This window comes from Chryseobacterium lathyri, from assembly GCF_003290185.1.
Lineage (GTDB): Bacteria > Bacteroidota > Bacteroidia > Flavobacteriales > Weeksellaceae > Chryseobacterium > Chryseobacterium lathyri.
In genome coordinates, this window is sequence record NZ_QNFY01000025.1 from 19,757 (window position 1) to 31,174 (window position 11,418).

General features: G+C 37.5%; 12 protein-coding genes. 6 read left to right on the top strand and 6 right to left on the bottom strand.

Annotated features, from left to right (window positions below; all coding sequences use genetic code 11):
- Positions 1–33 precede the first annotated feature (33 nt).
- Positions 34–612, bottom strand: a complete 579-nt coding sequence (locus DRF61_RS21760) for an adenylate kinase (RefSeq protein WP_111960962.1) — start codon at positions 610–612, stop codon at positions 34–36.
- Positions 613–738: 126 nt separating this feature from the next.
- Entirely contained in the window at positions 739–1,293 is a 555-nt protein-coding gene (locus tag DRF61_RS21765; RefSeq protein WP_111960963.1) for a phosphoribosyltransferase, read from the bottom strand.
- A 414-nt stretch (positions 1,294–1,707) separates the two neighbouring features.
- On the opposite strand from DRF61_RS21765, the gene DRF61_RS21770 reads away from it, so the two are divergent.
- Entirely contained in the window at positions 1,708–3,297 is a 1,590-nt protein-coding gene (locus DRF61_RS21770) for an ABC-F family ATP-binding cassette domain-containing protein (protein ID WP_111960964.1), read from the top strand.
- 188 nt (positions 3,298–3,485) lie between these two features.
- On the opposite strand, the gene DRF61_RS21775 is transcribed toward DRF61_RS21770, so the two are convergent.
- Positions 3,486–4,418, bottom strand: a complete 933-nt coding sequence (locus DRF61_RS21775; RefSeq protein ID WP_111960965.1) for an alpha/beta fold hydrolase — start codon at positions 4,416–4,418, stop codon at positions 3,486–3,488.
- Between the two features lie 214 nt (positions 4,419–4,632).
- On the opposite strand from DRF61_RS21775, the gene DRF61_RS21780 reads away from it, so the two are divergent.
- On the top strand, positions 4,633–5,919 hold the full coding sequence (locus DRF61_RS21780; protein WP_111960966.1) for an adenylosuccinate synthase: 1,287 nt from the start codon (positions 4,633–4,635) through the stop codon (positions 5,917–5,919).
- Between the two features lie 84 nt (positions 5,920–6,003).
- Here DRF61_RS21780 and DRF61_RS21785 read toward each other — a convergent pair whose 3' ends face one another.
- Positions 6,004–7,086 carry an endonuclease/exonuclease/phosphatase family protein gene (locus tag DRF61_RS21785; RefSeq protein ID WP_111960967.1) on the bottom strand — a complete coding sequence of 361 codons (1,083 nt, stop codon included), beginning with the start codon at positions 7,084–7,086 and terminating at the stop codon, positions 6,004–6,006.
- Positions 7,087–7,215: 129 nt separating this feature from the next.
- Here DRF61_RS21785 and DRF61_RS21790 point away from each other — a divergent pair, with 129 nt between their 5' ends.
- Together DRF61_RS21790 and gloA2 are read left to right on the top strand one after the other, a co-directional pair.
- Complete coding sequence (locus DRF61_RS21790; protein ID WP_111960968.1) at positions 7,216–7,656, top strand: nuclear transport factor 2 family protein; 441 nt, start codon at positions 7,216–7,218, stop codon at positions 7,654–7,656.
- A 67-nt stretch (positions 7,657–7,723) separates the two neighbouring features.
- Positions 7,724–8,101, top strand: coding sequence for an SMU1112c/YaeR family gloxylase I-like metalloprotein (gene gloA2 / locus DRF61_RS21795; RefSeq protein ID WP_111960969.1), 378 nt, complete (start codon positions 7,724–7,726; stop codon positions 8,099–8,101).
- Between the two features lie 3 nt (positions 8,102–8,104).
- Here gloA2 and DRF61_RS21800 read toward each other — a convergent pair whose 3' ends face one another.
- On the bottom strand, positions 8,105–8,488 hold the full coding sequence (locus tag DRF61_RS21800) for a DUF1634 domain-containing protein (protein WP_111960970.1): 384 nt from the start codon (positions 8,486–8,488) through the stop codon (positions 8,105–8,107).
- On the bottom strand, positions 8,488–9,318 hold the full coding sequence (locus DRF61_RS21805) for a sulfite exporter TauE/SafE family protein (protein ID WP_111960971.1): 831 nt from the start codon (positions 9,316–9,318) through the stop codon (positions 8,488–8,490). Before DRF61_RS21805 ends, DRF61_RS21800 begins: the two co-directional genes overlap by 1 nt.
- An 85-nt stretch (positions 9,319–9,403) precedes the next feature.
- Here DRF61_RS21805 and DRF61_RS21810 point away from each other — a divergent pair, with 85 nt between their 5' ends.
- Positions 9,404–9,955, top strand: coding sequence for a DUF1543 domain-containing protein (locus tag DRF61_RS21810; protein ID WP_111960973.1), 552 nt, complete (start codon positions 9,404–9,406; stop codon positions 9,953–9,955).
- Between the two features lie 42 nt (positions 9,956–9,997).
- Positions 9,998–11,110, top strand: a complete 1,113-nt coding sequence (locus DRF61_RS21815) for a 5-(carboxyamino)imidazole ribonucleotide synthase (RefSeq protein ID WP_111960972.1) — start codon at positions 9,998–10,000, stop codon at positions 11,108–11,110.
- The last annotated feature ends 308 nt before the right edge of the window (positions 11,111–11,418 follow it).

Sequence of the window (11,418 nt, forward strand, 5' to 3'; positions counted from 1 at the left end):
TGAATTTTTCAAATCCTGTAACTCATGTCCCGATTATTTAATTTTTTCGACTTCAGCGAAAAGCTTTTGGGAAATTTCTTCAATTTCTCCTACGCCGTTTACTTCAACATATTTTCCCTGCTGCTTGTAAAGTTCGGCAACTTCTGCTGTTTTAGTATAATATTCTTTAATTCTGTTTTCAATGATCTCCACATTACTGTCGTCAGATCTTCCGCTGGTTTCCCCTCTTTTCAGAAGTCTTTCCACTAAAATTTTGTCTTCTACTACTAACGAAAGACAGATATCAATCTTATCGTTCAGTTCCTCTGCTACAATTTTTTCCAAAGCTTCCGTCTGGGCAGTAGTTCTTGGGTAACCGTCAAAGATAAATCCGTTGGTATCGGTAGGTTTTCTGAGCTCGTCGACCAGCATATCCGTTGTTACCTGATCCGGAACCAGTTCTCCCTTATCGATATAAGACTTAGCCAGTTTTCCAAGCTCCGTATCATTTTTCATGTTATATCTGAAAAGATCACCTGTTGAAATCTGTTTTAAATTGAATTTTTCGATCAGGTTTTGAGCTTGTGTTCCTTTTCCACTTCCTGGAGGGCCGAACAGAACAATGTTTATCATAATGTTGATTCGCTTGCAGCTTCCGGCACTAAGCTTTCAGCCTTTAGCTTTTTTAGTTAATATTTACTTTATTTCGATTTTAATATTTAAAGCTAATAGCTAATAGCCAAAAGCTAGTAGCAGTAATTAATGGTTGATCTGTCCCTCTTCCAGTTGATACAGGTTTGAAAGGTTTCTTCCCAATTCATCATAATCAAGACCATAACCAAGAACAAATTTATTTGGAATCTCTTTTCCGATATAATCCAGCTTGAAATCTTTTTTGTAAACATCCGGCTTTAGTAAGAATGAAGCCAGCTTTACAGATTTAGGACGCTGTGTTTCCGTAAAATATTTGAACAGACTCTCAACCGTGTTTCCGGTATCTATAATATCTTCTACAAGAATAATGTGACGGTCTTTCACATCTTTAGTCAGTTCCATTTTTTGGTAAACAATCCCTGTGGACTCTGTTCCTGCATACGAGCTCATCTGGATAAAAGCAATTTCGCATTCGCCCGGATAGTATTTTAAAAGATCTGAGAAGAACATGATCACCCCATTCAGAACCCCGATGAAAACAGGAACCTCGTCTTTGTAATCTTCATAAATCCTTAACGCTGTTTCTTTTACAATTTCCTGAATTTCGGCGTCCTTCAGATAAGGAACGAAAGTTTTGTCGTGAACTTTAATGCTTTCCATAAAAAATTTTAGTAGTCGGCAAAGTTACGGATTTTTGATTAAAATCTTTTCTACTTTTATTCCGGATTTAATAAACATATCATTTAAAACGAATATCTTGAAATAATTCACCTTTTAAAGCTTCAATTATCATAATCTATTCGAAAAAATCTTCGTTTTTACAAGTCCTTTACGTAAAAGAAATTCTGATCCAATGAATTTAATCATTGTAAAAATATTGCTTTTTTTGTGCTTTTACCTTTGTTTTTTATATGAAGATTTTATGTTTTTTGACTAAAAAAAATGAATAATTAATAATTTGCTATCTTTGTATTTCTAAAACCCAATTATAACATGTAGGATTCAGTTTCTTTCCGATCTATCAAACAGTAGCCCAGGTGCTGCTGATGTTTAACTATTACTAAGAAAGAAATAATGATTTTACTGCAAAATATATCTTACGGGTTTCCCGGAGGGGATCTCTTTTTTAATTCAATCAATTTAACCATACAACCTCACACCGTATCGGCATTAGCCGGAAGCAACGGTATTGGAAAGTCTACGCTCCTGAAGATTATGGGTCAGGAGATTCAACCTTTAGAAGGAAGTGTAACCGTTAAGGGTGATGTATACTATGTTCCGCAGATGTTCGGAAATTTTGATCATCTGACTGTGGCAGAATGTTTTAAAATTGACAAAAAACTGAATGCTCTTCAAAAGATCACAAGTGGGGAAGTAGATGAAGAATATTTTGAAATTTTAAATGATGACTGGGATATTGAGGAACGTTGTCAGAATGCATTAAGTTACTGGAAACTTGAAGATCTGGACTTAAGTCAAAAGCTGGAAAGCTTAAGCGGAGGACAGAAAACAAAAGTTTTTCTGGCTGGTATTCAGATTAGTCAGCCGGACATTATCATTCTGGATGAACCTACGAATCATCTCGATCTGGAAGGACGAAATCTGTTGTATGATTTTATTGAAAAAACAAATTCGACTGTTGTGATTGTGAGCCATGACCGTACTTTGCTGAATTTGGTCGATACCATTTTTGAATTAAGCAATCAGGGAATTTCTACTTATGGTGGAAATTATGACTTTTATGCTGAACAGAAAGAAATAGAGCAGGAAGCACTCCAGAATGATATTCATGCTAAGGAAAAGGCCCTGAAAAAAGCAAAAGAAAAGGAACGGGAAACTATAGAACGCAAACAGAAACTGGATGCAAGAGGAAAACAGAAGCAGGAGAAATCCGGCGTCGCGAGAATTATGATGAATACCTTACGGGATAGTGCTGAAAAAAATACTTCTAAATTAAAAGGCGTTCATGCTGAAAAAATCAGCGGTATTTCCGGCGATCTTCGCGATCTTCGTTCTTCACTGAAAAATTCTGATCAGATGAAAGTGAATTTCAACGATTCCAATCTGCATTCCGGAAAAATTCTGATTAGTGCGGAAGACATTAATTTCAAATATGGACATCAAAATCTCTGGAAGGAAAATCTCAGTCTTGAGATCAGGAGTGGTGACAGAATTTCTATCAAAGGCTCAAACGGATCAGGGAAAACAACTTTGATAAAACTGTTGTTGGGAGGTTTACAACCGAATGTTGGTAATATTTCGAGGTCAGAATTTAATACGATTTACATTGATCAGGAATATTCCTTGATCGGGCACGAAATAAGTGTGTATGATTTTGTGAAGCAGTTTAATGACGGAGCAATGCAGGAATCTGAAGTGAAAACTCTGTTGGCCAGATTTCTGTTTGGAAAAGAAACCTGGGATAAGAAATGTGGAGTACTGAGCGGAGGGGAACGCTTAAGACTGCTTCTCTGTGGGCTTTCTATAAGCAGTAAAGCTCCTGATATGATTATCCTTGATGAACCCACGAATAATTTGGATCTCCAGAACGTAGAAATCTTAACAGCATCTATTAAAGATTATAAGGGAACATTGTTGGTGATTTCACATGATGAGCTTTTCCTGAAAGAAATCGGGGTGGAGAGGGAGATTGTTCTAGATTAAATTGAGCCGTTATGACATGATGATTTTATGCTCCGCAGATTTTGCTGATTGAGCAGATGTTTTTGTATTTGTCATTGCGAGGAGCGCAGCGACGAAGCAATCTCTTATCTAAATATAAAGGAGTAGTTTGCAGGAGATACCATGGTTGAAAATCTCCCGCAGATTTCACAGATGGCACAGATGTTATGTTATAAATGCTTCGACATCCATTGGTATATTTCATTGAAGACATCTTCCCTGATTTCTTCATTTAATATTTCGTGGCGCATTTCGGGATAGATTTTCGTATGTACATCATTAAATCCATCCTGCTTCAAATGATTGATTGTCTGTAGCACTCCTTTACTGAAATCTCCGATAGGATCATTCTGTCCGCTAATGAAAAGGAAAGGGAAGGATTTTGGAATAGAAGCAGCCCAGCTTCTTGCCGTTGCTTTTTTGTAAATACTGAACAATGCATAAAAAGCATTATTGGTAAACGGAACACCACAAAGTTCATCTTCTGTAAAAGCTTTCCTGTTAGCCTGATTCAGACTGAGCCAGCTTGTATCACTGAAATCGGGATCTTTCTTGAAATGTTTGTTATTGACAATATTGAAAAGAGTATTGAGGTAAGTAAGATGATGAGGCGCTATTTTGTTCGCTAATGAAAGATAACCTTTTATCAGACTGATGCCGGCCAGGGAACCTCCTGTTCCTGTAATAACTGCTCCGGTAAACTGGCTGCTGGCTCTCTGAAGAAGGCAGCGGGTAACAAAAGATCCCATGGAATGTCCAAGAACAAAATGAGGGACATCCGGATATTGTTGGTGAAGATGTTTACTCACTGCTTCAGCATCTGAAACAAGTTTTTCATCGGGTTGGTTCAGCTGGAAAAATCCGATGTCTTTTTTATCTTTTACGGATTTTCCATGTCCCAGATGATCATAAGTGAGTACAACCAGCCCCCGGTCTGCAAAATAACTAGCAATTTCAGCATATCTTCCGCTATGTTCCTGCATGCCGTGGATAATGAGTAAAGTAGCTTTTACAGGAACTGTATCAGGAGTGAACAGGGTATGGAAGAGTTTTGTCTCGCTGGTAGGTGTTGGGGAGAAGTAAGATGATTTTTTTGATGCCATATGGGTTGCCTTATTATTTCAGTAGACAATCAAATATACGGAATTAATAATTTTCTTTTTTACATTAAATATTTTGGGCCGTCTGTCATGATAAAGAAATTTTTATATAATAAACACATGATTTTCACCTCACCTATAAAATAAATTTCCCTCATAATTTGCCCACCCTATTTTTAAAAAGTAATTTTGCATGAATCTAAAATAAAAGTAAAATATGTCAACTTACGTAGTTGTAGGTCTTCAGTATGGAGATGAAGGTAAAGGAAAAATCACGGATGTTTTATCGGCTAAATCGGATTATGTTGTTCGTTTCCAAGGGGGAGACAACGCTGGTCACACGGTTTATGTAGGCGAAGAAAAATTTGTACTTCACCTTCTTCCTTCTGGTGTACTACAGTGCAAAGGGAAGTGTATCATTGCTAATGGAGTAGTGGTAAACCCAAAATCTTTCATTAAAGAGGTTGGCCAGATCGAGAGCAAAGGCTTGAGAACTGACCACATTTTTATCAGCAGAAGAGCGCATGTGATCATGCCTTACCACATTCTTTTGGATACTTACCGTGAAGAGGAACATGGAGGAACTCAGATCGGAACTACTAAAAAAGGAATCGGGCCATGCTATGAAGATAAGATCGCAAGAATCGGGATCAGAATGGTAGACCTTTTAAATCCTGAAATCTTAAGAGATAAAATTGAGAAAAACCTAAAAGTTAAAAATTCTCTTTTTGAAAAATACTACGGAAAGCCAACACTGGATGTAGAGGAAATTTATAACGAATTTTTAGCCATCGGAAAGCAGCTTCAGGACAGAATCGTAGATACGGAAGTAGAGTTGAATGAAGCGATCAGAGACGGTAAAAATGTTTTATTCGAAGGAGCTCAGGCATTGATGCTGGATATCGACTTCGGAACATACCCATACGTAACTTCTTCTTCACCTTCTACAGGAGGAGTTTGTACAGGAGCCGGTGTTCCGCCGACTTCACTTCAAAACCTTATCGGGGTTGCCAAGGCATATTGTACAAGAGTAGGAAACGGACCTTTCCCTTCCGAACTGGATAACGAACTAGGAGAAAAGATCAGACAGATCGGTGGTGAATTTGGTGCTACAACCGGTAGACCAAGAAGAACAGGCTGGTTAGATCTTGTTTCTTTAAAGCACGCTTGTATGATTAACGGAATCAATAACCTGGTTATTACAAAATTAGACGTACTTACAGGAATTGAAAATCTGAAAATCGTTACACATTATAAGACTGAAGATGATAAGATCATTGATTATTTCACTTCTTCAACGGAGAAATTATACAACTACGAACCAATCTATCACGATTTACCGGGATGGAACGAAGATCTTACCAAAGTAAGAAGCTATGACGAACTTCCGGATAATGCTCAGAAATATATAGAGTTTATTGAGGAATACCTGGGAATCAATGTATATTTGGTTTCTGTAGGTCCTGAAAGAAGCCAGAATATTATCAGAAAAGAATTATTCTAAATTTTGGAATACAATATAATAAAAAGAGACTGTCACCTGACAGTCTCTTTTTTATTATAAATTATTGGTTTTTGTCAGATATATTTATCCTTCAGTTATCACTTCATCGCGGTTACCGTCTTCTTCTTTTCCTTCCTGTATCATTTCTTCTGCTTCCGCTTTCTCTTCCGGAGTCGCTTCCTGAACCCGCTCTTCCTGTTCATCGTTGTGATGGTCTATGAAAAACTCACAATATACCGGAAGATGGTCTGAACCGAAATTTTCCAGGGTTTTAAGCTCTTTGATAAAAATATCTTCACTGTGGAACATCAGATCGATCGGAAATCTTAGCAGGCGGTATTTCGCATGAAAGGTAGACACAAAAGAACGTCCTATTCTGGGATCAATCAAATGACTCGTTTTTCTAAATAATATGGATGATTTCGACCATGCTACATTATTAAAATCTCCTACAACAATAACCGGTTCATGGATGTCTTTTACCCGTTTTGCCGTACTTAAAAGATCACCGTCTCTTTCTTTAGAGGTTTCTTCTTCAGTTGGGCTTGGCGGAGGCGGATGCACTCCGAAAAATACAAATGAAAATCCGTCTTCAGTCTTTAGGTGTATTTCAATGCTCGGAATATCATCAGCCACGAAATAATGAGTCTGTGCACTCTTGATCTCAAGTTTAGAGTAGAAATGCATTCCGTAGGTGTTTTCGAGAGTTACTTTATGCCGGAACGGATAATCTTTTTCAAGAACTTTCAAGGCCTGTTCCCAATCTCCATTACTTTCCATAGTCATAAAGACTTCAGGTTTGTATTTTTTAATAAGTTGAATAAATCTTTCGTATTCTTTATTAAACTGATAAACATTGGCAGAAATAAAATGCAGTTTTCGAGAAGATTTATGCTGCTGCTTATGCTTTTTGACCGGATAAAGCGGTGTATACTTCACAAGGGTAACCCCGTGGTGAATGAACAATAACAGCAGAAGACTCTGTGAGTACCAGAGATGTTGAGACTGATCAAGTAAAAGCCCCAAAACAAAAGTGATCAAAACAGCATAAGTAATCTGAATCTTACCAAACTCCGGAACCCTGAATATCCAATGGGAATTCTGAATTTTAGGCAATAGTGTCAAAAGCACCAGCAATCCGATTAACGACAAATAAATACCCCACATAAAATTTAATCAACGGATAAAAATAGTTTATTTTTTATACAATTCAAATCAATTCGCTTTTTAGCTATGCTAATTTACTAGATTAGCATAATTTTCCCTATTTTTATTCTGTCAGATTAATAAAACCATATGAATAAACTTATTGCAGTTGTCCTGCTCTTCAGTACTTTCTGTTTCGGACAGCATAACCAGGAAATAGAAAAACCGGTCCGTGATCTGTTTTTAGGAATGAAGAATGCAGATCCTGAACTGATGAAATCTGCTTTTGCAGAAGGAGCCATTCTCCAGAGCATTGCTAAAGACGGAACAGTGAAAAACGAAAATGTACAGGAATTTATAGCCTCTGTTTCCAAATTTTCAAAAGGTGATCTGGATGAAAGAATTGTCATTGATGCTGTGCATACAGATGGCGGACTTGCCAGTGTTTTTACACCGTATTCATTCTTTTTTAAAGGTAAATTCTCACATTGCGGAGCGAACAGTTTTCAATTGGTTAAGCAGCAAAATGACTGGAAAATTCAGTACATCATCGATACCAGAAGAAAAGAGAACTGCAGAGAAATAAAATAATGAGAATTAATCTGATTTCATTTTCAAATCTATAGAAATCTGACAGAAGAATTTAAAAACATTTTAAATGAAGATCCATCACATTGCCATTATATGCTCAGATTATAGAGTTTCAAAGAAATTCTACACTGAAATTTTAGGCCTTACTATTATCCGTGAAGTTTACCGTGAAGAAAGACAGTCATATAAGCTTGATCTTGCTATCGGAGATCATTACGTTATTGAGCTGTTCTCATTTCCTGAGCCGCCGCCAAGACCTTCCCGCCCGGAGTCGTGTGGCTTAAGGCATTTGGCATTCTCTGTAGATAATGTCGGAATCAAAAGAGATGAGCTCATAGCAAAAGGGCTCACCTGTGAAGCCATCCGCATAGATGAATATACAGGAAAAGAATTTTTCTTTACCCAGGATCCGGATCAGCTTCCGCTGGAGTTTTATGAAATGTAAAAATTAGTGGGCATAACCCGTAAAGAAGCTAACAGCCATAATAGCCAGCACGATTGAAGAAATGACTACATACACGTAGTCTTTTTCTTTTAAATACCCTACCAGGGCAAAAATAATCCTAACCAGAGGCGTAAAGATCAGCAGCAATATTCCCAGTTGGATGATGGCCATACCTTCTCCCTTGCATAAAGAATTCCAAAACATTCCCCATACCTTTTCAGAAGAGGAACCCATATCCAGAGAAGTATATTTTTTAGGCATTTTAAAGCCTTCCATAAAAAGCTTAATAAAGCCGATCAATGATGTTGCCACAGACAAAATAACACCAAGCCTCAGAAGATTTCCTACCGAACGGTTCAGATCCACATCTGTAAAATTCTTTCTCATTATCTGAAACTTTTATTGATACCGTTATACATCATATATATTGATAAAATGGTGATCACAATCGCAAAGAATACTTTTAATTTCTTCGTTTTGGATACCATCAGGGTTTTTGAACCTATGAAACTTCCTACTACGACACCAATAAGTACCGGAGCCACAATTACAGGAATGATCTCGCCTCTCTGGAAGTAGATCAGGGCACTGGCCACAGCCGTTACACCAATCATAAAGTTACTTGTTGTTGTAGAAACCTTAAACGGCAACTTCATCATATTGTCCATTGCCAAAACCTTTAATGCACCGGAACCGATTCCTAAAAGTCCGGACATGGCACCGGCAAACAGCATCATCAGAAATCCCGAAACCGTATTTCTTGCAGAATAACTTTTTAAAACTCCTTTATCGGGGAAAGTTCCGTATAATTTCAGTTTTTCTTCAAGGCTTCCTTTTATCAATGGTTCCTGGTGATCAGGCTTTCCCTTAAGATTGATAATAACTGTTAATAAAAGGATACTTGCGAAAATAATTCCAATGGTATTGGGATTAAGCATTCCGGAAACTAATGCTCCGATAATCGCTCCGGCAGTAGTCCCGATTTCCAGAAACATGCCTATCCGCATATTCGTAAAACCTTCCTTCACGAAAGCTACGGCAGCACCCGAAGAAGTACCGATCACAGAAATTAAAGAAGCACCAATAGCATAATGCATCGGAACGCCAAAACCCAGCGTCAATAAAGGAATAATAATAACTCCTCCTCCCAAACCTGTAAGTGAACCCAAAAGACCGGCGGAAACTGCGCCGAGAAACAGAATGATGATTTCTGACATGCTACAAATATAAAACTATTGTAGTACTCTGCCAAACGTTTAAAAAAGATAAATTTGACGTATTTTTGCAGTTATGAAAACTGAAATGAAATTATTTTATATCATTCTCGGTGCAACGCCCAAAGGCAGGAATATCGAGCAGCATGACGTTTTTTTCGGGATCGCAGAAAACCTTAAAGATCTTGTTCCTGATATGAAAGATTTCTGGAAAGAAGCAGAAGGAAAGATTCATGTGGACTGTTATCAGGAAGTGAGATTTGCAGACGGATATGAGGTGGAGATTGTTGAAAAAACAGATCTGCCATCCGAAGACCAGCTGTATTTCCTTAATTTAGGAGGGTACAAAAAAGGCTTTTTTGAAGAATTTCACGAACAACACCTGATGGTGGGGAAATCAATGGGAGAAATCATTAAAAGGGCAAAGGCAACAGAATTTTATGCGACAATGGGCTTTGAAGGAGCTGTAAGCCATATTGATGATAAGCACGGTGTTGATATTGATGATATCTTCAATGTCAATGATATTCTGCCGGAAAAAATGAAAGAAAAATATTCCATCATCCTTTCAAAATCTGAGGCAGAGAATCAGGAAAACCCAATAGGGCTTGGGTATTTAAAGATCGATAAAATTCAATAAAGCTTTCCATTAAAAAATCTAATAGAAAAAATAAAAGTAAGAATGAAAATAGGAATTTTAGGAGGCGGACAGCTCGGAAGAATGCTGATACAAAGCGCACTGAAATACGATGACCAATTTTACACACTGGACCCAGCTTCCGATGCGCCGTGCAGCAGTATTTCCCATTTTACGCAGGGGAATTTCAACGATTATGATACGGTACTGAATTTCGGAAAAGATAAAGACGTGGTAACCATTGAAATAGAACACGTAAATGCAGATGCTTTAGCCGAGCTTGAACAACAGGGTGTGAAAGTAGTTCCCAATGCGGCCATTATTAAAACCATTCAGCAGAAGATCCTCCAGAAAGAATTCTATAAAACATACGATATTCCAAGCCCTGAATTTCAGGTCGTTTGGGACAGCGAAGAAAAGATCATGATGCCTTTGCCGTTTGTGCAGAAAATGAATACAGGAGGTTATGACGGTAAAGGAGTTCAGGTAATTAAAACCGAAGATGACTATCAACATTTATGGAAAGAAGCTTCCGTGATCGAAAGTCTGGTCGATATAGACAAGGAACTTTCCGTAATCGTTGCCCGAAATGAAAACGGTGAAACCAAAACTTTTCCCGTAACAGAAATGGTAGCTGATCCCAAGTTAAATTTACTGGATTTTAATATCTGTCCCGTATTTCTAAGTGACGATATCCAGAAACAGATCGATTCCATTACTGAGAAATTTCTAAATGCTGTAAATTCTCCAGGTCTTTTTGCCATCGAATTATTCCTTGATAAAAATGGAAAAGTATGGGTGAATGAGACAGCTCCGAGGCTGCATAATTCAGGTCACCAAAGCCAGGAAGGAAATACCAATTCCCAGTTTGAGCAGATGTACCGGGTTGTAAAAAACCTGCCATTGGCAGACACAGATGCTTTCACTTACAGCGGAATGCTTAACCTTGTTGGGGCAGAAGGACATGCAGGAAAAGTGATCTATGAAGGAATGGATGATGTTCTTAAGTTACCGAAAACCTACATTCATCTCTACGGGAAAACCGAAACCAAACCAGGACGAAAAATGGGACACATCAATGTTCTGGCTGACTCCAGAGAAGAGCTGATGGAAAAGCTGGTGAAGGTGAAAAGCATGGTAAGGGTTATCGCTGAATAAAACTTAGATAAAAAAAAAAAGATAAAGAGCTGTAAAATCATTACAGCTCTTTTTATGTGATTCCAATCTGTCCGCTTCATCAAATCCAATTGTTGATTCCACCTTTACATTCCTTAAATTTACAATATAGTATTAGGCTTTTGCGTAGAAGAGATCTTTCTCATTGAGAAGCTTTTTATGGAATATTAAAGTTTTCTTATTTATTCAGAACCATTAACAATTTACAATGCCTTGTTATATTCTCGAATATTACATTAGATGGTGATTTGTGTCTCTTTATAATATTATTTTACTTTTTTATGTAATTT

What these genes read in the sequence shown, in the direction of transcription:
- DRF61_RS21760 (WP_111960962.1), bottom strand. Translation starts at nt 612, where the DNA reads ATGATAAACATTGTTCTGTTCGGCCCTCCAGGAAGTGGAAAAGGAACA.
- DRF61_RS21765 (WP_111960963.1), bottom strand. Translation starts at nt 1,293, where the DNA reads ATGGAAAGCATTAAAGTTCACGACAAAACTTTCGTTCCTTATCTGAAG.
- DRF61_RS21770 (WP_111960964.1), top strand. Translation starts at nt 1,708, where the DNA reads ATGATTTTACTGCAAAATATATCTTACGGGTTTCCCGGAGGGGATCTC.
- DRF61_RS21775 (WP_111960965.1), bottom strand. Translation starts at nt 4,418, where the DNA reads ATGGCATCAAAAAAATCATCTTACTTCTCCCCAACACCTACCAGCGAG.
- DRF61_RS21780 (WP_111960966.1), top strand. Translation starts at nt 4,633, where the DNA reads ATGTCAACTTACGTAGTTGTAGGTCTTCAGTATGGAGATGAAGGTAAA.
- DRF61_RS21785 (WP_111960967.1), bottom strand. Translation starts at nt 7,086, where the DNA reads ATGTGGGGTATTTATTTGTCGTTAATCGGATTGCTGGTGCTTTTGACA.
- DRF61_RS21790 (WP_111960968.1), top strand. Translation starts at nt 7,216, where the DNA reads ATGAATAAACTTATTGCAGTTGTCCTGCTCTTCAGTACTTTCTGTTTC.
- gloA2 (WP_111960969.1), top strand. Translation starts at nt 7,724, where the DNA reads ATGAAGATCCATCACATTGCCATTATATGCTCAGATTATAGAGTTTCA.
- DRF61_RS21800 (WP_111960970.1), bottom strand. Translation starts at nt 8,488, where the DNA reads ATGAGAAAGAATTTTACAGATGTGGATCTGAACCGTTCGGTAGGAAAT.
- DRF61_RS21805 (WP_111960971.1), bottom strand. Translation starts at nt 9,318, where the DNA reads ATGTCAGAAATCATCATTCTGTTTCTCGGCGCAGTTTCCGCCGGTCTT.
- DRF61_RS21810 (WP_111960973.1), top strand. Translation starts at nt 9,404, where the DNA reads ATGAAATTATTTTATATCATTCTCGGTGCAACGCCCAAAGGCAGGAAT.
- DRF61_RS21815 (WP_111960972.1), top strand. Translation starts at nt 9,998, where the DNA reads ATGAAAATAGGAATTTTAGGAGGCGGACAGCTCGGAAGAATGCTGATA.